Here is a 22781-nt window from a genome sequence, read left to right as displayed (position 1 = left end):
CCACAACGCCCGCCACCGACACGCCCACACACACTTTCGTACGCGACTTCTGGCAGACGCTACAGCGACCGCTTAGCCCACCTTGGCTCATGCGGTCGATCGTGCCGCATTCGGTGCCCTCGTCTGTCATCGCACCGTCGGAATCGACCGGCGATCTTTCCAGCGTGTTGGACGTCCTCCCAACGGAAGCCGAGGAAACCGCAGTGCTGACACGCGGCATGGGAAAGCGAGACGCTCCCACAGCGTTCGGCAGTTTTGACGAGTCCCCCCATCTGTCGCGCTGGAAGCGTCTTGCCGCCCTGCACGAGATTCCGGCCCTCGAACCCAAGCCGTCGACCTCCGGCGTGTCGTATCGCGCCAGCCCACCGGTTCCCGATCACGTATTGCGCAAAGCGCTGCTGATTCTTGGCGATCCGGCGGCGCAGGCATCGGACTGGTTCGCAACGCTGGAGTCGCGCGCCATCGAAGCGGTACTCGACAAGAGCCCCTACGCCGATGCACATCAACTGATGGAAGGCTTGTTGCGACGTCTGGAAGCCGAGCAGTCGCAAGAGAACTGGGCGACGGCCTTCGAACGCGTCGTCGCCCTGACGTATCGCTTCGAAGACCGGACAGCGGTTGCCGCGCGCGCGATGCTTCTGACCTTCGACAAGCTGTCGGGCGACGGTGCGCAGGCACTGGCGCAAACGTCGACGTCTGCCAGCATCGAACACCTGATCGCCCACCGGTTGCACGCGATTGCCGATATGCCCTCGGACACACGCGCCGCCGCGTGGGGCAAATTGCTCGCGGCGGTGGAACGCTCGAAGGCTTGTCCGAGAGCGCAGCGGCTCGTACCCATGGCCCGGTTCATTGGGCTACTGACGGAGGCCGAACAGCGAGCCGCTGCGTTGGCGGTCGTGAGCGCCTCGCGGAATTTCGTCATTAACGGCGGGTGGCGCGACCTCACGGACGCGTTGCTCAAATCCGTCCCCGGAGGTGAGATGGCCACCGTCGCGCGCGCCATCGTGCACGCCGATCAACGGTTACACAGCGCCGACATGTACGACGCCATCGATGCGATTTCCGACCGCGTCGACTGCATGCCCGAGCGTGATGGGCGAGCACTGCTCGAACATCTGATCGAGATCGTCATGGCGCGCGGCGACTTCGCCTATCTCACGTTCTCGCCAGACGAATCCGCTCAGTTACTCGACGATCTGCGCTCGACATGCCGCCGCTGTGGCTTCGACGACCTTGCGGTAACCATGGCGCAAACGCTTGCGGACGTGATGGACGAGTACAAGGTCACGATGCTGGATTGACCGGCCGCCGCGCGGCTTATCAGGATTCGCTCACCGCGTCGAAAACTGGTCAGGATCGTGGTCGAAAAGCAAAGGTGTTCATCAACGAGGGGGCGCACGATGAAATTCCTCCCAACGAACTCAAGGAGTTCATGATGGAAATTTCCTCGGCATCCGCCTCACAGAACACCGTTGCCTCGCAGACTTCGGAAACGAACGCCCGCTCGACCACGCCGAAAAATCCGACTCAAGCTGAGATTTCCGCCTCACTGACTCGGGCGACCCAGACCGGCAGTAGTATCGAAACGGGGCATTCGGACACTCTCACCGCGAGCAGCACCGATGTTCCCCTCCAATTGAAGGCGTTACTGATCACCGGCAGCGCAGACGAACCAACGGATGCCGATCTGAACCAGCTTCGAAAAACGTTGAAGGCTCTAAAAACGCAGCTTCCCAATAGCTTCTCGAAAGAATGGACGCAGATCTTTCTCATGAAGCTCAACGCCTCATCCCCACTTTCCTCGAAAACACTGAGCGTTTTCTTTGATGCGATAGTGGATTTCCCACGCAACAAGCAAGAAAAGGACGCGAAATCATCGATGATCGCGACCTGGAAAGTTTTTGCCGAGCTCGTCTCTCCCAAGGGCAATCCGTTCGATGAAGGTACGGTGAAAAGTAGAGTCAGCGAGTTCTTTAGCAATATCTACGACAAGGCCGTCAATTTGGAAACGGCAAATCACATTCTCAATTTCGCCTCAGGCGAAATCAAGGATCGACCGCAAACCTGCCTCGCGCTCATCTCGGGACTATGGGGAAAGTACAGTGCCATCGAATCGACATTCGCCCCCGAACTCGCCGCTCGGATCGTGACATGCGAGATGTCGTTGGTGCCGAAAACCGATCGCTACAACGTCTGGAAGCACGCGTTCGACAGGGTGGGGAAAGTGAATTCAAACTTTTACCCAAGCGACATGTCGAGGTTCGTCAACGCACTCTCGTCGAACCCTCCCGATCAGGTGGAGGATATGGCGAGCGCCTATGACGACATCGCTAAGACCCTGTACGACTACCCTCTTACGCGCTCGCGCGAAGACGATCAGATTCGGATACGGGCGCTGGACGGATTTCTTAAGGGCGTAGCGTCGGAAGGCGCGCGTGCGTCCGTCACCGTGGCGCTGACGTCGCACGTAGATCTGGCAACGCTCACGGGCAAACGCTGGAAAACCGCCATCGTCACCGTCACGAATAGCGTCTCAACACTCTTTAATGCTGAGAATAAGGAGAAGATCCGCAACGCCTTGAATAAGCTTGCCGGTGCGTAAGTGGCATGAACAAATGAAAGCGCCCGCTGTTCGCGGGCGCTCAGGAAACGCTGTGTGAACCGGGCCGTTGCAGGCCCGACACCATTCACGCCGTGGCACACGCCCGGTAGTGACGATTCGCCTGATCCATCTGCCCCAACCCTTCGAAGAGCTGTGCGAGCGCCAGATGCAGACGCTGTTGCAGATGCCGGTCGTCCGTATGACGCAACGCCCCTTCGAGGAACGTCTGCGCCTTGCCCCACAGACGCTGATGCTGACACAGCTTGCCCAGCGCGTAGAGCAGATCGGGATCGTTCGGATGACGCTGCTGCCACGCTTCCGCCTTCTGGATGAGCGGCAAGGCGTCTGCACCGGCGCACTCGGCATAGCGGCGCAGCAGTCGGCCATCCCAATGCTCGGCCAGCGCCGCTTCGACGATGTCGCGTGCTTCGCGCGGACGGTCCAGCGAAATCAGCAGTTCGGCGGCAACGTCGGCAGTCCGCGACGAGGTACGCGCGTCAGCAGGCAGTTCCTGCCAGCATTTGAGCAATGCGTCCGCATCGTGGCGATGGTCGCGCAGAATGCCCTCGCTGGCCGTCTGCTTGAGCTTCGCGGCCAATGCCGGATGCAGCGCTTCGCGCTTTTCCAGCACCTTGAGCAGATTCAGCACCTCGGGCCAGTGCTTGAGATGCTGATGGGCACGCAGGGCGACGAGCTGCGCCTGCATGCGACGTGCGCCCTGCGCACGCATTTCCGTCAGCGCTTCGAGCGCACCCTCGGCATCGCGTGTGTCGACGCGCAACTCAGCCGTCTGCAACAGGCGCGCTTCTTCCAGATTGGCCCCTTGTGCTTCGGTCAGCCACGCATCGCGTCGTGCGAATTCGCGCATCCGATGCGCTGCACGCGCACCGATGATCGCAGCCACGCCGCGATTGTCGTCCTGCTCGGCAGCTTCGCGTGCCGCCTTCTCTGCGCGCGTATAACGTCCCGCAAAGAGATTCGCCACGGCATCGCGCAGCGCAATGTTCGCGCGACGGCTGCGTTGGCGATTGCGATACGCGGCCACGCGTTCCGGCATCTTGTAGATGTTGCGCAGCACGCGAATGATCACGTACAGCGCCACGAACAAGGCCAGCAACGCCAGCACGAACAGGTTCAGCGACACGTCGATACGGTACGGCGGCACCAGCATGACCACTTGTCCGTGATTGAACGTGGCCAGCACCGCGAAGCCGGCCGCTACCGCGAACAGGAGCGTCAACCAGATCAGTCCTCGCATGCCCGGCTCCTTACGGCTTTTCCTTGACGTCCTTGACCTGACCGATGGCGGTCAGGCTGGCGTCAAGGGTCGGCAGTTCGATGGTGCGCGAGCCCGAATCGACCTGATCGAGCAGCGTTTTGACGGCGGCGATGCGGCGCGACTTGGCATCGAAATACTTGTCGAGCGCAGCCTCGGCGACCTGCACGTCGCTGTGCACTGCCGACGCGTTGCGTGCAAGCAGCGCCAGACGCGCATTGAGCAGACGCAGCTTCAGGTTCGCACGCAGGAACGCGCCCTGCTCAGGCGCCACGAGCATCACGTCCGGATCGTCCAGACGGCGCACCTGCACCAGTTGCTTCAGGCTGCCGAGCATTTCGCCGCTCAGGCGGTGCCACGTCGCCGTCCAGCCGGTCTCGCCCGCGCCGCTGGGGCCGGTGCCGTCCGCCTTCGGTGCGACGCGCTGCTCCTCGGCCTGCAACGGCAGCGTATCGATCATGGCGATGGCCTGATCGAGCTTGCCCGTGAGTTGCGGCAGATCGGCGGCCGGTACGGCCTTCAGACGGTCGATGTCTTTCTTCAGTGCGTCACGCACACCGGCGAGTTGCGGTGCGCCCGTGCGGGCCAGACGCGCGTCTGCCCCTTCGAGCGCAATCAGTGCGCCGCGCACGTTGCCCGTCAGTTGAAGCTGTTGATTCGCACTCGTGACGATCTGCTCGGTCTCGGCCAGCACCCATTCGTCGCGGTTATGCGCGAGTTCCTGATAGAGCTGTTCGAGCGCGGCCTGCTGGCCGCGTGCGTCGGACACGCGCCCCTCCAGCGCCGTGAGGCGGTTCTGGAGATCGCGCTGATTGTCGAGCGCCTGCGCGGTGCGTACCTGCGCCTGCATAACCTGCGAGTCGCCCGCTTGCTGACGGCGCGCCATTTCCTGCTGCACGCGGTCGAGCTTCTGGTTGAGCGACCAGCCGCCGATACCAGCCCCCGCCGCGACCAGCACGAAGAGCAGCCAGGGTAGCGCCGCCCCGGAGCCGCGACGCTTCTGCGGCGGCTCGGGTGGCTGCCACGCGGGCGGGCTGCCGGCCGTGCTGTACGTCGCACCGCCGGTCGCTGTGGAATGTGCCGTCGGGCCGGTCGACGCCGACGGGTTCTGGGAAGACTCTGGAACGCGATTATCTGTCGTCATGCTTGACTTGAATGGGATCCGCCCATGTTTTGAGTGCGGCCAGCAAATTGTCGTCGCCGGGCGCGCACTGCGTAATCCTATCAAACCCCGCGGAACACGCGGCATCCGCGATGCGGGTATGCGATGTAAAGCACGGTGCACTGAGGATCTGCGCAAGCACCTGTGGGGTGCCCGGCGTATGCACGCCGTCGCGGGTGCCGTAGCGTGCAGCCAACAGTGTGCTCAGATGCCGGACCGCTTCGGAGCTGGTCAGCACCCACGCGCACCGCTGCGGCTCAACGAGCCGGGCTTCGAGTGCGGCCCACGCGGCGGCGTCCGGTTCGGGGGCGCGACGCGTGTACGCGCTCACGATATCGACCTGCGTGCCGTTGGCCCGCAGCGTGTCGGCCAGCAACTCGCGCCCGCCGTCCCCGCGCACCAGCAGCACGCGGCGACCGGCCAGCGCCGGCAGATCCAGTTGTTCGAGCAACGCTTCCGAGTCGAAGCGGGCCTGCGGACCGCCCGGCGGGACGATCACGCGATACGCCGGGGCCGCAATACCGGCTTCGGCCAGCGCTTGTGCACTGCCCGGGCCGACGACGGCCACCGGCAGTGTCTCTGGCCAGCGAACCGCGGCCTCGCCTTCGTCTGCCCCACTGCCAGGGGATTGCAGTTGCACCCGTCGCGACAACGCATGTACGACGGCGTTAGGCGAGACAAAGACAGCCAGTGAGTACGACGTCAGCGAGCGCAGCGCAGCGTCCAACGCAGCAAGCGCCGCCGGATCGGCTTGCGCCGCAATGTGCAACAGCGGAAATTCGAGCGTATCGATGCCCTCGGCGTGCAGCCGTGCGGCCAGCGACTGCGCCTGTCCGTCCGGCCGCGTCAGGATCGCGCACGGCGCGACCGGCGATGCGACGGTCCGACGGTCAGTGCCAGCAGTGGCATCGACGGCGGAGGACGGAGCCGGCGCACGCGGCGCGCGCGACGTCAAACGGCTGCGTCCTTCGGCTCGGACGGCGGCACCAGCGCCAACCCGCCCGCGTCGATCAGTTCCTGCGCCACGCGCTGCCCCAGCGCCTCGGCACCTGCCACGTCACCCTGCGCGACGCGCCCGGCCCCTTGCGCACGAAGCACGGTCGCCCCGTCCGTCGACGCAATGAAGGCACGCAGCGCCAGCTCACCCTGCGGCGAGAACTCGGCGTAGGCGCCCAGCGGCACCTGACACGAGCCGCCCAGCGCACGCGAGACGGCACGCTCGGCGCTGACTGCCAGCGTAGTGTTGGCATCATGCAACGGTGCGAGCCATTGCAAGATTTCGGGACGTCCGGCGCGTACCTCGATGCCCAGCGCCCCCTGACCGGCGGCTGGCAAGCTCGCTTCGGTCGGAATGATGGCGCGGATGCGGCTGCCCAGCCCAAGGCGCTTCAGGCCTGCCGCAGCAAGAATGATCGCCGCGAAGTCGCCCCGGTCCAGCTTGCCCAGACGGGTGTCCAGATTGCCGCGCAACGGCGCGACCTGGAGATGCGGATAGCGCGCGCGCAGGCTCACCTCACGGCGCAGGCTCGACGTGCCGACTACCGCCCCGGCGGGCAATGCGTCGAGACTGTCGTAATCGTTGCTGACAAAGGCGTCGCACGGGTCTTCGCGCTCAAGCACCGCGGCCAGCGTGAAGCCGTCCGGCAGTTGCATCGGCACATCTTTGAGGGAGTGGACGGCGAGATCGGCGCGGCCGTCGGCCAGCGCCAGTTCGAGTTCCTTGACGAACAGCCCCTTGCCGCCGACCTTCGCGAGCGAGCGGTCGAGAATTTGGTCACCGCGAGTGGTCATTCCGAGAATACTCACGTGACACTGCGGATATAATTTGTGCAGCGCGTCACGCACGTGTTCGGCTTGCCACATGGCAAGACGGCTCTCGCGCGATGCGATCACCAGGGTTTCAGGAGAAGCGAAGTTCATTCAGCAACCGCGTGAAGACCAAAAGAAAAAATGGTAACACGCTTGACCGGCCCGAACGGCTGGTCTCGAGAGGAGCGACATGAAGAGCAGCGCAAAGGCAAAAGCCCCGAAAGAGGGCCTGGCCAAGTCGGTCGGCAAGACGTCCCCCGCGAAGGCAGCATCCGCGGTTTCATCCCCCCCATCCAAGCGCTCGGGCCAGAAGGCCAACGGGCAGGACAAGTCCATTTCCACCTCACCCGCGATTACGGCGCCCAAAGCGCGCCGCTCGCGTGAGGACAAGGACGCGCCGCTGCGTGAGGACATCCGCTTTCTCGGCCGCCTGTTGGGCGATGTGCTGCGCGAGCAACAAGGCAGCGACGCCTTCGATCTGGTCGAAACCATCCGCCAGAACGCGGTGCGCTTTCACCGCGAAGGCGACCGCAGTGCCGCCAAAGCGCTCGATACGCTGCTCAACGGACTGACCAACGAGCAGGCCATTCAGGTCGTGCGCGCCTTCAGCTACTTCTCGCACCTCGCGAACATCGCGGAAGACCGCCACCACAACCGCCGCCGCCGCGTGCATGCGCTCGCGGGCAGCCGAGCCCAGCGAGGCAGCCTGAGCGCCGCGCTGCAAAGCCTGAAGGATGCCGGGCGCGACGACCCCGCCACGCTGCAAGCCTTCTTCGCCAGCGCCCTCATCGTGCCGGTGCTCACCGCCCACCCGACCGAAGTTCAGCGCAAGAGCATTCTCGACGCCGAGCGCGAAATCGCCCGTCTGCTCGAACATCGTGACGACGCCCTCACGGAGCGCGAGTCGTCACGCAACACCGATTCGATGCGCGCGTACGTCACGACGCTGTGGCAGACCCGCATGCTGCGTAGCTCTCGTCTGACGGTGGCCGACGAAATCGAAAACGCGCTGTCGTATTACCGCAGCACGTTCCTGTCCGAAATCCCCGCGCTGTACGACGACGTTGCCGCCGAACTGCACGACGCCGTGCCGAGCGTACGCTCCGAAGGGCTGGGCCGCTTCCTGCAAATGGGTAGCTGGATCGGCGGCGACCGCGACGGCAATCCGAACGTGACGGCGCAGACGCTGCAACTGGCGATCACACGTCAGGCGACGGAAATCTTCGCGCATTACCTCGAAGAGGTGCACTTGCTGGGCGCGGAGCTGTCCGTCTCGCAACTGCTCGCAGGGGCGAGCGATGCCCTGCTCACGCTGGCTCGCCGCTCGCCGGACGACTCGCCGCACCGCACCGACGAACCTTATCGACGTGCCCTCATCGGCGTGTACGCGCGATTGGCCGCGACCGCACGCGACTGGGTCGGCCATGTGCCGCATCGCGGTGCGGTGGGCAACGCCAGCCCGTATCACGACGCCAGCGAGTTCATCTCCGACCTGAATACGGTCGTCGCCTCGCTCATGGCGCACCACGGCAGCGCGCTGGTTTCGCAGCGGCTCGGGCCGCTCGTGCGTGCCGCCGAGGTGTTCGGCTTCCATCTCGCGAGCATCGACCTGCGTCAAAGCTCCGACATTCATGAAGCGGTCATTGCGGAGTTGTTCGCGAAGGCCGGCGTCGAAGCGAATTACGCCAAACTCGACGAGAACGAAAAGCTCGCGCTGCTGCTGCGCGAACTGCGCGAGGCGCGTCCGCTCTTCTCGCCATACCTCGATTACTCGCAACGCACCCGCGACGAACTCGCCGTCTTCTCGGCGGCGCGCGACATCCGCGCCCGCTTCGGCGCACGCGCGGTTCGCAACTACATCATTTCGCATACGGAAACCGTGAGCGATCTGGTCGAAGTGATGCTGCTGCAAAAGGAGACGGGACTCTTTCAGGGCGCGCTCGGCGTCGACGGCGCGAAAGCCATCGAGCCGAAGGTCGGCGCGATGGTCATCCCGCTGTTCGAGACGATTGCCGACTTGCGCAACGCGCCGGTCATCATGCGGGAGTTCTTCGATATCCCCGGCATGTCGAACGTCGTGACGCAGCAAGGCGGCGAGCAGGAAGTGATGCTCGGCTACTCCGACAGCAACAAGGACGGCGGCTTCCTCACATCCAACTGGGAGCTGTACAAGGCCGAACTGGCGCTGGTGCATCTGTTCGAGGAAAAGGGCATTCGTCTGCGCCTGTTCCACGGCCGTGGCGGCACCGTCGGCCGTGGCGGTGGCCCGACCTATCAGGCCATTCTGTCGCAGCCGCCGGGCACCGTGAACGGTCAGATCCGTCTGACGGAGCAAGGCGAGATCATCGCCAGCAAGTTCGCGAACCCGGAGATCGGACGCCGTAATCTGGAGACCATCGTCGCGGCCACGCTCGAAGCCACGCTGCTGCCGAGTCTGAATCAGCCGCCACGTCTGGCCGCGTACGAACAGGTCATGCAAACGCTCTCGGATACGGCCTTCAGCGCATATCGTGATCTGGTCTACGAAACGCCGGGCTTCACCGACTACTTCTTCTCGGCCACGCCGATCGCCGAAATCGCCGAGCTGAACATCGGCTCGCGTCCGGCGTCGCGCAAATTTTCCGATCCGAAGAACCGTCGCATCGAAGATCTGCGCGCGATTCCGTGGGGCTTCTCGTGGGGCCAGTGCCGCTTGCTGCTCACCGGCTGGTACGGGTTCGGTAGCGCCGTGAGTGCGTATCTGGAGGGCGACGGCAGCAAGGCAGACGCCGCGGGGCGCGACAAGCGTCTCGACACGCTGCGTCAGATGGTCAAACGCTGGCCGTTCTTCGCGAACCTGCTCTCGAACATGGACATGGTGCTCGCCAAGACGGATCTGGCCGTGGCATCCCGCTATGCCGAGCTGGTGGCCGACGAAAAGCTGCGCAAGCGTGTGTTCAGCCGGATCGTCGGCGAGTGGCAGAGCACGTCGCAGGCGCTGGCGCTGATCACCGGGCACGACGAGCGCCTGGCGGACAACCCGATGCTCGCGCGCTCGATCAAGAACCGCTTCCCGTATCTCGACCCGCTCAATCACTTGCAGGTCGAGCTGTTGCGTCGTCACCGCGCCGGGGAGTCGGACGAGCGGGCGCGTCGCGGCATCCATCTGTCGATCAACGGCATCGCAGCGGGCCTTCGCAACACGGGCTGATGCGACGCCGATGTCCCTGCACCGGTCCCGCCTGCGAGGCCGGTGCAGACGGTTTTCATGAGGGTGCGCAGCCGGTCGGCGTGCCTCTCCTTGGGAATCTCCCCAACGACAGTTGTCCGATAGGACGTTATATTTCGACCCATTCGACCAGATTGCCGGGGGGCAACCATCATGCAGACCGATTCGATCGGGCGATCCGAACGCGCAACCTTCACACGACGGGCAACGTTGTTCGTGACTTCTACCCTGCTGGGACTGGGTGCCGCCGCGCACGTGGCGTATGCCAACCCGGCCGCAGCCACCGAAACCTCCGAACCGTCGTTAGCCGCGCCGACCACCGGCCATGTGTCCTCGCACACGCTGGCCGCCGCGCCGCATGGCGTACGCGGCTTCGCAGTGCGTCTGGTCTCGCAGGCGATGGCGGCTGCGCCCGACCATCCGTCACGCCAAGCAAAGCCGCGTCCTGTCGTCGACCCGGTGCTCGATCCGCTGATGAACGGCATTCTCAAGCGGTTGGCGATCGGCGAAGCCGTGGCACGTAACAAGTACGGCACGGGCAAAGCCGTTCAGGACACGGCGCGCGAACAGGCATTGCTCGACAACATGGGCGAGCAGGCCCCGCAGTACGGCCTCACGTCTGCGCAGGCCCGCACCTTCTTCCGTCTCCAGATTGACGCGGGCAAGCTCGTGCAAACGGCGCTGCTGGCCCGCTGGACGCGCGACGGCCATGCGCCGGGCGAGCCGGTGGACCTTGGCACGCGCCTGCGTCCGGCGCTCGATAAGCTCGGCACCTCGCTGCTGCACGACCTCGGCCGTCTGTGCGCCCTGCCGGACGACCCGACGCGTCTGGCGCGGATCCATCAGGCCCGCGAGCGCATCGCCCGCGCGGCAAAGCTCGAAGCGCTGCAACGGGCCGCGTTCGACGAAGCGACGTCCGGCCTGTGCCTGTCGGCCCCGCCGCGCATCTGGACGCTCTCGATGGCGGCCACGTCCCACTAAACCGACCGAACAAGATCACAGCGCCCGGCAGTCGTGGCCCGGGCGCTGCGGCTGTATAATCGCGGTTTGCCGTGCTTTGCCACGGTTCCGCTACGTTCCACGTTTGGCCACGCTACGACAATGACCTCCCAACTCCACAAGAAAGGCGAAGCCTGGTCGGCACGCTTTTCCGAACCCGTTTCCGATCTCGTCAAGCGCTACACCGCGTCGGTGTTCTTCGACAAGCGCCTCGCGCTGTTCGACATCGAAGGCTCGCTCGCCCACGCCGACATGCTGGCTGCGCAAGGCATCATCAGCGCCCAGGATCTGGCCGACATTCAGCGCGGCATGACGCAGATTCGCGGCGAAATCGAAGGCGGTCAGTTCGAGTGGCAACTGGATCTCGAAGACGTCCACCTCAACATCGAAGCCCGCCTGACCGCCCTGATCGGCGACGCCGGCAAGCGCCTGCACACGGGCCGCTCGCGTAACGATCAGGTCGCGACCGACATCCGTCTGTGGCTGCGCAGCGAAATCGACAACATCGGCACGCACCTCGGCGACCTGCGCCGCGCGCTGCTGGATCTGGCCGAACAGCACAGCGCCACGATCCTGCCGGGCTTCACCCACTTGCAAGTCGCGCAGCCGGTGACGTTCGGTCATCACCTGATGGCTTATTTCGAGATGTTCAGCCGCGATGCCGAGCGCATGCTCGACGTGCGTCGTCGCGTGAACCGTCTGCCGCTGGGCGCTGCCGCCCTCGCCGGTACGAGCTACCCGATCGATCGTGAGCGCGTGGCCGCAACGCTGGGCTTCGAAGAGGTCTGCACGAACTCGCTCGACGCCGTGTCGGATCGCGATTTCGCCATCGAATTCACCGCTGCCGCCGCGCTCGTGATGACGCACGTCTCGCGCTTCTCGGAAGAACTGGTGCTGTGGATGAGCCCGCGCGTGGGCTTCATCGATCTGGCCGACCGTTTCTGCACGGGCAGCTCGATCATGCCGCAGAAGAAGAACCCGGACGTGCCGGAACTGGCGCGTGGCAAGACCGGCCGCGTCAATGGCCATCTGATCGCCCTGCTCACGTTGATGAAGGGCCAGCCCCTCGCATACAACAAGGACAATCAGGAAGATAAGGAGCCGCTGTTCGATACGGTCGACACCGTGATCGACACGCTGCGCATCTTTGCGGACATGGTGCCGGGCATCAAGGTGCGCGAAGCCAATATGCGTAACGCAGCGCTGCAAGGCTTCTCGACGGCGACCGATCTGGCCGACTACCTCGTGAAGAAGGGTCTGCCGTTCCGCGACGCCCACGAGATCGTCGCCCACGCGGTGAAGATCTGCTCGGATCGCGACATCGATCTGGCCGATCTCTCGCTCGCCGAATTGCAGAAGTTCTCGCCGCTCGTCGGGGAAGACGTCTTCGAATACCTCACGCTCGAAGGCTCCGTCGCCAGCCGCAACCACATCGGCGGCACCGCCCCGGCGCAGGTGCAGCGTGCAATTGCAGCAGCACGCGCGAAGCTCGCGAAGTAATCGCTTCGGCACTCAGCAACGAAAGATGCCACCCTCGGGTGGCATTTTTTATGCGCAGGACGAACCGTCGTCAGAACAACGGCAACGACAGGAAGCCCTTGATGATGAGCGCGTTCAGAATGTCGATGAAGAACGCCCCCACCATCGGCACGATCAGGAAGGCGAGGTGCGACGGACCGAAGCGCTCTGTCACCGCCTGCATGTTGGCAATCGCCGTCGGCGTCGCCCCCAGCCCGAAGCCGCAGTGACCTGCAGCAAGCACGGCCGCGTCGTAGTTGCTGCCCATCACGCGGAACGTGACGAAGATGGCATACGCCGCCATCGCCACCGCCTGCGTCACAAGAATGACGATCATCGGCACGGCCAGCGTCGACAGGTCCCACAGTCGCAGCGCCATGAGCGCCATCGCAAGAAACAACGACAGACTCACGTTCCCCAACACGGACAGCGAACGGTCGAAGACCTCGTAGCGGACAAGCGACAGCAGGTTGCGCACGACCACGCCCGTAAAGAGTACGCAGACGAACGTCGGTAATTCGAACGGCGTATCCGAGAGCCATGCCGCGATCAACTCGCCACCGAGCAGACAGATCGCGATCATCGCCACCGTCTCGACCAATGCCTGCGCCGTGATCAGACGCACCGTATGCGGTCGCTCGAAGCCCTCCGGTGCTGCATCCTTCGTCGCATCAAGGCCCGGGACTTTGCCGCCGAGGCGGCGTCCGACCAGATAGCGCGCGACCGGCCCACCCAGCAAACCGCCCATTACCAGCCCGAACGTGGCGCACGCCATCGCAATTTCGAGTGCCGACTGCACGCCATAGCGCGTCGTGAGCGTCTCGCCCCAGGCGGCGCCCGTGCCATGCCCGCCCGCGAGCGTGATGGAACCGCCCAGCAAGCCGATGCCCGGCGCCAGCCCCATCGAGACAGCCAGCCCGACACCGATGGCGTTCTGCATGATCAACATGCCCGCCACGACGCCCACGAACAGCACCAGTTGCTTGCCGCCCGCACGCAAGCTAGCGAGATTCGCCGAGAGGCCGATGGTCGCGAAGAACGCCAGCATCAGCGGGCCTTGCAGCGAGGTGTCGAACCGCAGTTCGAAATGCCCGAACTGACGCATCGCCAGCGTGCCGAGCGCCACCAGCAGGCCAGCCGCGACCGGCTCGGGGATGCTGTACGTGCGCAGCGGCGCAATCCATTCGACAAGCTTGCGCCCCAGCAGCAACACCAACGTGGCACAGACGAGTGTGCCGTAGGTGCTGAACACCAGTTCCCTCGTGACGCCCATGACCTCTCCCCGCTCGAAAAATGCGACGAGTGTAGCAATGACATCCCAACAAAATGATGGGAAAAGTCCCAAAAGTGACGCGTTCGAGTCCAGTCACTAAATTGCCGTTTTAGGCGATGCCGCGAACGTTTGCGAGATTTTCGCGGGAATTCACAGGCGATTATGGAAAATTGCGGTGATTGGCGTTGCTATCACATCGCCGATGAATGAATTACGCAAGTTGCACATCATTAATGGGCGTATGCGACAGCACCGCCTCAACGTTGCTCTCCGGGCCCGAAAAAAAACGGTCCCATGCTTTCACATGGGGCCGTCCCTTTATGACGCTTGTCGGCCGAAGCCTCCGGCCGCGTCGGACTCGCTTCGCAGCGATCCGGCATGCAGGTAAACGGACTTACTGTCGCACGCAATCCACGAAGTACTCGGGACGGCCGTCGACTTCCTCGACCACCAGACCGTGAATGTCGGTGTGGAAGCCGGGGAAGCGCTCGTTGAAGTCACGCGCGAAACGCAGGTATTCAATGATCGCGGCGTTGAAGCGCTCGCCCGGGATCAACAGCGGAATGCCCGGCGGATAGGGCGTGAGCAGCACGCTCGTGACACGGCCTTCGAGTTCGTCGATAGGCACCCGGTCGATCTGGCGGTGCGCCAGCTTCGAGAAGGCGTCCGTCGGCTTCATCGCGGGCTGCATGTCCGAGAGGTACATCTCGGTCGTCACACGCGCCACGTCGTTCGCCTTGTACACACTGTGGATCTGATCGCACAGATCGCGCAGACCGATACGCTCGTAGCGCGGGAACTGCGCGACGAACTCCGGCAGCACACGCCACAGCGGACGGTTGTGATCGTAGTCGTCCTTGAACTGTTGCAACTCGGTCAGCATCGAGTTCCAGCGGCCCTTGGTAATGCCGATCGTGAACATGATGAAGAAAGAGTACAGGCCGGTCTTCTCCACGATGATGCCGTGCTCGGCGAGATACTTCGTCACGATGGCAGCCGGAATGCCGCTCTCGCCGAACTCGCCGCCCACGTCCAGCCCCGGCGTGATGATCGTCGCCTTGATCGGGTCGAGCATGTTGAAACCGTCGGCCAGATCGCCGAAGCCGTGCCAGCGGTCGTTCGCCCGCAGCACCCAGTCCTCGCGCTGGATCGGGCCCTCGTCGCCGAGATTCTCCGGGCCCCAGACCGAGAACCACCACGAATCGCCATACTCCAGATCCACCTTGCGCATGGCACGGCGGAAATCGAGCGCTTCGACAATCGACTCTTCGACCAGCGCCGTGCCGCCCGGCGGCTCCATCATGGCGGCGGCCACGTCGCACGACGCGATGATCGCGTATTGCGGCGAGGTCGACGTGTGCATCAGATACGCTTCGTTGAAACGGTACGTATCGAACGTGCGCGCTTCCGAATCCTGCACCACGATCTGCGACGCCTGCGAAATCCCTGCGAGCAGCTTGTGCGTGGAGTGCGTGGCGTAGATGGTCGCTTCGGACGAGCGCGGACGGCCTTCGCCGATAGCGTGCATGTCGCGGTAGAACTCGTGGAACGCCGCGTGCGGCAGCCAGGCTTCGTCGAAGTGCAGTGTGTCGATGTTGTTGCCCAGCACGTCCTTGATCATTTCGACGTTGTAGATCACACCGTCGTACGTGCTTTGCGTAATCGTCAGAATGCGCGGCTTGGCGTTCGGGTCGCGCTCCAGCACTTCGCGGGCGAACGGGTTGGCTTCGATCTTGGCGCGAATGACGTCCGGCTCGAATTCCGACTTCGGGATCGGGCCGATGATGCCGAGGTGGTTACGCGTCGGCGTGAGGAACACCGGCACGGCACCCGTCATGGTGATGGCGTGCAGGATCGACTTGTGGCAGTTACGATCGACCACGACGATGTCGCCCGGCGCCACCGTGGCGTGCCAGACGATCTTGTTCGACGTCGACGTACCGTTCGTCACGAAGAAAAGGTGATCGGCGTTGAAGATGCGCGCCGCATTGCGCTCGGACGCCCCGACCGGGCCGTTGTGGTCGAGCAACTGGCCGAGTTCTTCCACGGCGTTGCACACGTCGGCGCGCAGCATGTTCTCGCCGAAGAACTGGTGGAACATCTGACCGACCGGACTCTTCAGGAACGCCACGCCGCCCGAGTGTCCCGGGCAGTGCCACGAGTACGAACCGTCGGCCGCGTAGTGCGTGAGCGAGCGGAAGAACGGCGGCGGCAGCGAGTCGAGGTAAGACTTCGCTTCACGGATGATGTGACGCGCCACGAACTCCGGCGTGTCTTCGAACATGTGAATGAAGCCGTGCAGCTCGCGCAGGATGTCGTTCGGAATGTGGCGCGACGTGCGCGTCTCGCCGTACAGGAAAATCGGAATGTCCGGATTGCGACGGCGCACTTCCTGCACGAAGGCACGCAGGTTGATGATGGCGAGCGCGAGTTCGCCTTCGCCTTCACCGCCTGATTCGCTCGAGAACGTGCCGAATTCGTCGTCGTCGATGGACAGGATGAAGCTCGACGCGCGGCTCGCCTGCTGCGCAAACGAGGTCAGGTCGCCGTAGCTGGTAAGGCCGTTGACCTCCATGCCCTCGGCTTCGATAGCCTCCGCCAAAGAGCGAATCCCGGACCCGGAGATGTTTTCGGAGCGGAAATCCTCGTCGATGATGACGATCGGAAAACGGAATTTCATTGGCGTTCCTTCGACAAAAGAACGAGCCACGGTCCGACATGGCCGTGGCTCTGGGGCATTGCGATGTGTGAGGTGCTCACCGGCGGCGAGTTAACGTATCAGGCTAGGTTTTCGGCAGCGTGACACCACGCTGTCCCTGATACTTGCCGCCGCGATCCTTGTACGACGTCTCGCAGACTTCGTCGGATTCGAAGAACAGCACCTGAGCCACGCCTTCGTTGGCGTAGATCTTGGCCGGCAGCGGCGTCGTGTTCGAGAATTCCAGGGTCACGTAGCCCTCCCATTCGGGTTCGAACGGCGTTACGTTCACGATGATGCCGCACCGGGCATACGTCGACTTGCCCAGGCACACGGTCAGCACGCTGCGCGGAATGCGGAAGTACTCGACGGTGCGCGCAAGCGCGAACGAGTTCGGCGGGATGATGCAGACATCGCTCTCGACGTCGACGAAGGACTTCTCGTCGAAGTTCTTCGGATCGACGATCGTCGAATTGATGTTCGTGAAGACCTTGAATTCAGGCGCACAGCGAATGTCGTAGCCGTAGCTCGACGTGCCGTAGCTGACGATCTTTTGCCCGTCCTGGGAATACCGGATCTGCGACGGCTCGAAGGGCTCGATCATGCCGTGCTCCTCGGCCATACGACGGATCCATTTGTCGGACTTGATGCTCATGTGTGGGCCTGAATTGGGGTAGTACGTAAAAAGTGGGCATATTTTACGCGAATGTTGCGGTGCGGTGATGTTTTCACTCGCAGCGCCCCGCGCCGGGCCTTCCAGCCCGGCCCGACGGGCTTTGTGACGTACCTACCCCGCTTTCACGCCATCCTCCTGCCATTCTTACGTGTTCTGCACGACGATCGACGGGAATTTGCTCGTCATGTCCTTCTGGCGCGCCGCAATCTTCACCGCGACCTTGCGGGCGATGGCCTTGTACAGCTCGGCCACACGGCCGTCCGGGTCGCCCACCACGCTCGGCATACCGGCGTCTGCGTGCACGCGGATGCTCATTTCCAGCGGCAGCTTACCCAGCAGCTCGACGTCGAAATCATGGCTCATGCGCTCGCCGCCGCCGACGCCGAAGATCGGCTCCTCGTGGCCACAGTTCGAACAGATATGCAGGCTCATGTTCTCGATCAGCCCCAGAATCGGCACGCCGACCTTCTCGAACATCTTGAGACCCTTGCGCGCGTCGAGCAGCGCCAGATCCTGCGGCGTGGTCACGATGACCGCGCCCGTGACAGGCACCTTCTGCGCGAGCGTGAGCTGGATGTCGCCCGTGCCCGGCGGCATATCGACGATCAGATAGTCGAGGTCGTGCCAGTTGGTCTGGTTAAGCAGTTGTTCGAGTGCCTGCGTGACCATCGGGCCGCGCCAGACCATGGGATTGTCCGGCTCGATCAGGAAACCGATGGAGCTGGCCTGCAGGCCGTGGCCGTTCATCGGCTCGAGGGTCTTGCCGTCCTTCGATTCCGGCTTGCCGTGAATACCCAGCAGGGTCGGCAGCGACGGGCCGTAAATGTCTGCATCGAGGATGCCGACATTCGCGCCTTCGGCCGCCAGCGCGAGCGCGAGGTTCACGGCCGTGGTGCTCTTGCCCACGCCACCCTTGCCCGAGGCCACGGCCACGATGTTCTTAACATTGGGAAGAAGCTTCACCCCGCGTTGTACGGTGTGCGCTACGATCTTTTGGCCGATTTCGACGGCTACGCGCTCGACCCCGGGCAGCTTGCCGACGGCCTCGGTAATGCGAGTGCGCATGGCTTCGAACTGGCTTTTGGCGGGATAGCCGAACTCGATCTGAATGCCGACGTGGCCGTGCTCGGCCGCGACTTGCTTCACATACTTTCCGGCGATCAGGTCCAGGCCCGTATCCGGGTCGACGATACCACGCAGCACTTCATTGATTTGGGCGACTTCCATATGGGTCTCTCGCTCTGTCGGGGCGCACCGGGACAACCCGGCATAGCGCTAACAACTTGTAACAACCGTGGCGCACGCTCTCGACTAGCATTCGAGGCGCGCGTGTTATGGGGAACCAGCCGTCGCGGCAAGATGTCCTTGCCTGCGGTTGAAGCTCAGCGCTATTGTAAAAGACGTCGCGCCTTCAGGCTCAAAACCCCTGCGGCGCGCGCGTGCTTCAACGAAGTGCTTACGCGTGTTTCATCACAGCTAGCTAATCGATAAGGAGCCTCAAATGAACAAGAACACTCTGCGCGCTTCTGCGCTCGTACTGGTCTCGGCCGCCATGCTGGCAGGATGCCAGACGCCGCAGGGCACCAACACGGCAGTCGGCACCGGTGTCGGCGCAGCGGTCGGGGCGGGGCTGGGCAACCTCATCGGAGGCAACACCACCGGCACCCTGATCGGCGCGGCAGTAGGAGCCGCCGCCGGCGGCGCCACGGGCTACAACTGGCAGTCCATCAAGAACACGCTGGGCGGTCACACGGCCGGCACCGGCACGCAGATCTCCGAGCGTCCGGACGGTCAGCTCCAGGTCAACGTGCCGAGCGACGTGACGTTCGACACGAACCAGTACGCCATCAAGCCGAACTTCGCCGCCGTGCTCACCGATCTGGCGAACTCGCTTAACCAGAATCCGGGCATCACGGCCCGTGTGATCGGTCATACGGACAGCACCGGTGGCGATCGCATCAACATTCCGCTCTCGCAAAATCGTGCCAATGCGGTCATCCAGTACCTGACCTCGCGCGGCGTCGATGCTCGCCGTCTGCAAGGCGTGGGCGTCGGCTCCAGCCAGCCGGTCGCCTCGGACGCCACGGCAGAAGGTCGCGCGCAGAACCGTCGCGTTGAAATTCTCCTGCAAGCGCCGCAGCAGCAACAGCAAGCGCCTCGCTAAGCGCATCGCTAGGCTTCACCGGACTGACATCCGGTCAGTCCATCCAAACGCATGCCCGGTCCGCCGGGCATGCGCGTTTCTGCGCTAAGGCCGGGTCGCATGTTGCGACGCAGCATCGAAAGTCGGCACATCGGTTGAACTAATCCCCTACCCCAGCGCTCAGACCCTTCGGAAGTGCCTACCGTGGGCGCTTTCATCTCCTCTTTGTTATTGACGTTACGTGTGCCTAGTTATGCCGGAACCTCGTTCCGGCTTTTTTTTGGCCGCGCGCTTTTCCACGACACACCCCTGCCCGGACGTCCGTTTGGGCGCGGGTGCCGCCCGCCTGCTAGAATCGTCCTTTCCCGCAACCCTCAACCCACACAGTCAAACCACATGTCCCGCCGCATTCTCGTCACATCCGCACTGCCGTACGCCAATGGCCAGATTCACATCGGTCACCTGGTGGAATACATCCAGACCGATATCTGGGTACGGTTCATGCGAATGCAGGGCCATGAGGTCTACTACGTTGGCGCGGACGATACGCACGGCACGCCGGTCATGCTGCGCGCCGAGAAGGAAGGCCTCACGCCCAAGCAACTGATCGAGCGCGTGTGGACGGAACACAAGCGCGACTTCGACAGCTTCAACATTTCGTTCGACAACTACTATTCGACGGACTCTGAAGAGAACCGCGAATTGTCCGAGAACGTCTATCTGGCCCTGAAGGAACAGGGCCTGATCGAGGCGCGCGATATCGAACAGGCCTACGACCCGGTCAAGGAGATGTTCCTGCCGGACCGCTTCATCAAGGGCGAATGCCCGAAGTGCGGCGCGAAGGATCAGTACGGCGATTCGTGCGAAGTCTGCGGCTCGACCTACGCGCCGACCGACCTGCTCAATCCGTACTCGGTCGTCTCGGGTGCCACGCCGATTCGCAAGACGTCGACGCACTACTTCTTCAAGCTCTCGGACAAGCGCTGCGAGCAGTTCCTGCGCAAGTGGGTGTCGGGCCTCGCCCAGCCCGAAGCCGCGAACAAGATGAAGGAATGGCTCGGTGAAGATGGCGAATCGACGCTCGCCGACTGGGACATCTCGCGCGATGCGCCCTATTTCGGCTTCGAGATTCCGGGCGCGCCGGGCAAGTATTTCTATGTGTGGCTCGACGCGCCGGTCGGCTACTACGCCAGCTTCAAGAACCTGTGCGCCAAGCGCGGTCTGAACTTCGACGAATGGGTCAAGCCCGGTTCCACGACCGAGCAGTACCACTTCATCGGCAAGGACATCATGTACTTCCACACGCTGTTCTGGCCGGCGATGCTCGAATTCTCGGGCCATCGCACGCCGACCAACGTGTACGCCCACGGCTTCCTGACCGTGGACGGCCAGAAGATGTCGAAGTCGCGCGGCACGTTCATCACGGCCCAGAGCTTCATCGACACCGGGCTGAATCCGGAATGGCTGCGTTATTACATCGGCGCCAAGCTCGGCAACACGATGGAAGACCTCGACCTGAACCTCGATGACTTCATCGCCCGGGTGAACAGCGATCTGGTCGGCAAGTATGTGAACATCGCCAGCCGTGCCGCCGGCTTCCTGATCAAGCGTTTCGACGGCCGTGTCTCGGCGGACGCCATGAACGCGCCGTTGCTCGCACAAGTGCGCGCCGCTGCCCCGCAGATCGCCGCGTATTACGAAGGTCGCGAGTTCGGCAAGGCGCTGCGTCTGGTGATGGAACAGGCCGACGCGATTAACGGTTACGTCGATACGGTCAAGCCGTGGGATCTGGCGAAGGACCCGGCACAGGCTGCGGCGCTGCACGAGGCTTGCTCGGTGTGTCTGGAAGCGTTCCGCTTGCTGACGCTGTACCTCAAGCCGGTGCTGCCGACGACGTCGCAGGCGGTGGAGCAGTTCCTGAACATCGCCCCGCAGACGTGGCAGGACGTGAACCGTCCGCTTACCGCCGATGCCGCCATCAACGCGTACAAGCATCTGATGACGCGCGTCGAAGGCAAGCAGGTCGAAGCGCTGCTCGCCGCCAACCGCGACTCGCTGCAAGCGACGGCTCCGGTGGCCGACGCCGCCGCAGCGAAGGGCAAGGACAAGGCGGCCAAGTCCGAAAAAGTCGAGAAAGCGGCAGAGAAGACTGACGACGGAATCATCACCATCGACGACTTCGCCAAGATCGATCTGCGTATTGCGCGCATCGTCGATTGCAAGGCTGTCGAAGGTTCGGACAAGCTGCTGCAACTCACGCTCGACGTGGGCGAAGCGCAAACGCGCAACGTCTTCTCCGGCATCAAGTCGGCGTATCCGCAGCCCGAAGTGCTCGTGGGCAAGCTGACCGTGATGGTCGCGAACCTCGCACCGCGCAAGATGAAGTTCGGTCTGTCGGAGGGCATGGTGCTCGCCGCTTCGGCCGCCGACGAGAAGGCAGAGCCGGGCATCTACATTCTTGAGCCGCACAACGGCGCGAAGCCCGGCATGCGCGTGAAGTAAAACGCGCAGTCCCGAAAGCGAAACACCCCGAGCGCCGGCGATCCGGCCTCGGGGTGTTTTGTTTTTGAGTGTCGGCGGAGTTGCTTACCGCAAGTGGTCCACCGGCAAGGCCGTGGTGAACTTCACCGTTTCCATCGAAAAGCTGGCGCTGATGTCCTGAAGATCGGCCACGCGGATGAGCTTTTTGTAGAAACGGTCGTAGGCCGCAATGTCGGGCAAGTAGACCTTGAGCAGATAGTCGATCTCGCCCGCCATGCGATGAATTTCGACGATTTCGGGCAACTCCCGCGCCCCCGCGACGAAACGAACCATCCAGTCCTCGCTGTGCGTTGCCGCCTTGATGAAGACGAACGCCGTGACGCGCAGGTCGAGTTGCTGCGGATCGCACAGCGTCACCTGTCCGGTGATCACGCCGCTTTCGCGCAGACGCTGCACGCGCCGCCAGCAGGGCGTAGGCGACAGATGCACCGCTTCGGCCAGTTCACCGAGTGAGCGCGAGGCATCGGATTGCAGATTTTCGAGAATTGCGAGATCGGTTTTATCCACAATGACACCCGGGAGGAAAATTTTTCCAAATCCTACCCCATTTGAAGGAAGATTTGGAAGCCTTTACCCGGTGACGGCAAGTAGACTTCAGAAACATTCTGAAAAAAACGCTCGCCATGAAAATCTTCACTCAACATCCCGCCTCGGTCGGCGAAAACTATCTCCAGCACATGGCGACGTCGTTGTCATTCGCCCTCCCCCTGCTCGGCGCATGCCTTGCGTGTCTCGTCCATGCGGTACTGCCGTTCATGTTCGAGAAGACCGGTAGCCGGATCATCACGCGGCTGCACGACCGGATGGTGACGCATCGCGACCGCCGCGCGGGTCATCAGACGCAATCGCCGCACGCCACCCAGTAACACTGAA

17 protein-coding genes are annotated in these 22781 nt (G+C 63.2%); 8 read left to right on the top strand and 9 right to left on the bottom strand.

Annotated elements, in window-relative coordinates:
- Positions 1–89: 89 nt before the first annotated feature.
- Both NTU39_RS07540 and NTU39_RS07535 read left to right on the top strand, forming a co-directional pair.
- The gene (locus tag NTU39_RS07540; RefSeq protein ID WP_257959592.1) at positions 90–1304 is read left to right on the top strand and encodes a hypothetical protein; all 1215 of its coding nucleotides are present in this window, start codon (positions 90–92) and stop codon (positions 1302–1304) included.
- Positions 1301–2605: a hypothetical protein gene (locus tag NTU39_RS07535; protein WP_150665085.1), complete on the top strand. Its 1305-nt coding sequence runs from the start codon at positions 1301–1303 to the stop codon at positions 2603–2605. Before NTU39_RS07540 ends, NTU39_RS07535 begins: the two co-directional genes overlap by 4 nt.
- A gap of 85 nt (positions 2606–2690) precedes the next feature.
- Here the strand turns inward: NTU39_RS07535 and NTU39_RS07530 are convergent, their stop codons facing one another.
- Genes NTU39_RS07530 through hemC form a run of 4 tightly spaced genes read right to left on the bottom strand, consistent with a single transcriptional unit; the run spans position 2691 to position 6963 of the window.
- Entirely contained in the window at positions 2691–3863 is a 1173-nt protein-coding gene (locus NTU39_RS07530) for a heme biosynthesis HemY N-terminal domain-containing protein (RefSeq protein WP_039399977.1), read from the bottom strand.
- Between the two features lie 10 nt (positions 3864–3873).
- The gene (locus tag NTU39_RS07525; protein WP_174984807.1) at positions 3874–5025 is read right to left on the bottom strand and encodes a uroporphyrinogen-III C-methyltransferase; all 1152 of its coding nucleotides are present in this window, start codon (positions 5023–5025) and stop codon (positions 3874–3876) included.
- Complete coding sequence (locus NTU39_RS07520; RefSeq protein ID WP_257959591.1) at positions 5012–5998, bottom strand: uroporphyrinogen-III synthase; 987 nt, start codon at positions 5996–5998, stop codon at positions 5012–5014. Before NTU39_RS07520 ends, NTU39_RS07525 begins: the two co-directional genes overlap by 14 nt.
- A complete protein-coding gene (gene hemC, locus NTU39_RS07515; protein WP_257959590.1) occupies positions 5995–6963 on the bottom strand; it encodes a hydroxymethylbilane synthase in 969 nt (322 codons plus the stop codon). The genes NTU39_RS07520 and hemC overlap by 4 nt, the downstream gene beginning before the upstream one ends.
- A 79-nt stretch (positions 6964–7042) precedes the next feature.
- Between hemC and ppc the strand changes: the two genes are divergently transcribed.
- From ppc to argH, 3 genes are all read left to right on the top strand, one after another.
- On the top strand, positions 7043–10042 hold the full coding sequence (ppc, locus tag NTU39_RS07510; RefSeq protein ID WP_257959589.1) for a phosphoenolpyruvate carboxylase: 3000 nt from the start codon (positions 7043–7045) through the stop codon (positions 10040–10042).
- Positions 10043–10276: 234 nt separating this feature from the next.
- The gene (gene aroQ, locus NTU39_RS07505; RefSeq protein ID WP_257959588.1) at positions 10277–11041 is read left to right on the top strand and encodes a gamma subclass chorismate mutase AroQ; all 765 of its coding nucleotides are present in this window, start codon (positions 10277–10279) and stop codon (positions 11039–11041) included.
- Between the two features lie 120 nt (positions 11042–11161).
- Positions 11162–12559 (top strand): argininosuccinate lyase, encoded by a 1398-nt coding sequence (gene argH / locus NTU39_RS07500; RefSeq protein ID WP_039399986.1) that lies wholly within the window; start codon positions 11162–11164, stop codon positions 12557–12559.
- Positions 12560–12629: 70 nt separating this feature from the next.
- Here argH and gltS read toward each other — a convergent pair whose 3' ends face one another.
- The 4 genes from gltS to apbC form a co-directional block, all read right to left on the bottom strand.
- The gene (gene gltS / locus NTU39_RS07495) at positions 12630–13850 is read right to left on the bottom strand and encodes a sodium/glutamate symporter (protein WP_257959587.1); all 1221 of its coding nucleotides are present in this window, start codon (positions 13848–13850) and stop codon (positions 12630–12632) included.
- Positions 13851–14244: 394 nt separating this feature from the next.
- Positions 14245–16530, bottom strand: coding sequence for an arginine/lysine/ornithine decarboxylase (locus NTU39_RS07490; RefSeq protein WP_150665092.1), 2286 nt, complete (start codon positions 16528–16530; stop codon positions 14245–14247).
- Positions 16531–16633: 103 nt separating this feature from the next.
- Complete coding sequence (gene dcd / locus NTU39_RS07485) at positions 16634–17203, bottom strand: dCTP deaminase (protein WP_039373928.1); 570 nt, start codon at positions 17201–17203, stop codon at positions 16634–16636.
- A gap of 165 nt (positions 17204–17368) precedes the next feature.
- Positions 17369–18451, bottom strand: a complete 1083-nt coding sequence (apbC, locus tag NTU39_RS07480) for an iron-sulfur cluster carrier protein ApbC (RefSeq protein ID WP_150665093.1) — start codon at positions 18449–18451, stop codon at positions 17369–17371.
- Between the two features lie 274 nt (positions 18452–18725).
- Between apbC and NTU39_RS07475 the strand changes: the two genes are divergently transcribed.
- Positions 18726–19388 (top strand): YiaD family glycine zipper/OmpA-like lipoprotein, encoded by a 663-nt coding sequence (locus NTU39_RS07475; protein ID WP_150665094.1) that lies wholly within the window; start codon positions 18726–18728, stop codon positions 19386–19388.
- A 375-nt stretch (positions 19389–19763) separates the two neighbouring features.
- Positions 19764–21869, top strand: coding sequence for a methionine--tRNA ligase (metG, locus tag NTU39_RS07470; RefSeq protein ID WP_150665095.1), 2106 nt, complete (start codon positions 19764–19766; stop codon positions 21867–21869).
- A gap of 84 nt (positions 21870–21953) precedes the next feature.
- Here the strand turns inward: metG and NTU39_RS07465 are convergent, their stop codons facing one another.
- Complete coding sequence (locus NTU39_RS07465) at positions 21954–22415, bottom strand: Lrp/AsnC family transcriptional regulator (protein ID WP_039403921.1); 462 nt, start codon at positions 22413–22415, stop codon at positions 21954–21956.
- Between the two features lie 116 nt (positions 22416–22531).
- On the opposite strand from NTU39_RS07465, the gene NTU39_RS07460 reads away from it, so the two are divergent.
- On the top strand, positions 22532–22774 hold the full coding sequence (locus NTU39_RS07460; RefSeq protein ID WP_257959586.1) for a DUF6356 family protein: 243 nt from the start codon (positions 22532–22534) through the stop codon (positions 22772–22774).
- Positions 22775–22781 lie beyond the last annotated feature (7 nt).

Source organism: Pandoraea commovens (genome assembly GCF_024704525.1).
Taxonomy (GTDB): domain Bacteria; phylum Pseudomonadota; class Gammaproteobacteria; order Burkholderiales; family Burkholderiaceae; genus Pandoraea; species Pandoraea commovens.
The sequence above is the reverse complement of the archived record's forward strand: the minus strand, read 5'-3'. Positions and strand labels throughout refer to the sequence as shown.

Excerpts from the sequence above, each read along its gene's own strand:
- NTU39_RS07540 (WP_257959592.1), top strand. The coding sequence starts at position 90 with ATGCGGTCGATCGTGCCGCATTCGGTGCCCTCGTCTGTCATCGCACCG.
- dcd (WP_039373928.1), bottom strand. The coding sequence starts at position 17,203 with ATGAGCATCAAGTCCGACAAATGGATCCGTCGTATGGCCGAGGAGCAC.
- gltS (WP_257959587.1), bottom strand. The coding sequence starts at position 13,850 with ATGGGCGTCACGAGGGAACTGGTGTTCAGCACCTACGGCACACTCGTC.
- ppc (WP_257959589.1), top strand. The coding sequence starts at position 7,043 with ATGAAGAGCAGCGCAAAGGCAAAAGCCCCGAAAGAGGGCCTGGCCAAG.
- NTU39_RS07530 (WP_039399977.1), bottom strand. The coding sequence starts at position 3,863 with ATGCGAGGACTGATCTGGTTGACGCTCCTGTTCGCGGTAGCGGCCGGC.
- NTU39_RS07490 (WP_150665092.1), bottom strand. The coding sequence starts at position 16,530 with ATGAAATTCCGTTTTCCGATCGTCATCATCGACGAGGATTTCCGCTCC.
- metG (WP_150665095.1), top strand. The coding sequence starts at position 19,764 with ATGTCCCGCCGCATTCTCGTCACATCCGCACTGCCGTACGCCAATGGC.
- NTU39_RS07525 (WP_174984807.1), bottom strand. The coding sequence starts at position 5,025 with ATGACGACAGATAATCGCGTTCCAGAGTCTTCCCAGAACCCGTCGGCG.
- apbC (WP_150665093.1), bottom strand. The coding sequence starts at position 18,451 with ATGGAAGTCGCCCAAATCAATGAAGTGCTGCGTGGTATCGTCGACCCG.
- argH (WP_039399986.1), top strand. The coding sequence starts at position 11,162 with ATGACCTCCCAACTCCACAAGAAAGGCGAAGCCTGGTCGGCACGCTTT.
- hemC (WP_257959590.1), bottom strand. The coding sequence starts at position 6,963 with ATGAACTTCGCTTCTCCTGAAACCCTGGTGATCGCATCGCGCGAGAGC.
- NTU39_RS07460 (WP_257959586.1), top strand. The coding sequence starts at position 22,532 with ATGAAAATCTTCACTCAACATCCCGCCTCGGTCGGCGAAAACTATCTC.
- NTU39_RS07475 (WP_150665094.1), top strand. The coding sequence starts at position 18,726 with ATGAACAAGAACACTCTGCGCGCTTCTGCGCTCGTACTGGTCTCGGCC.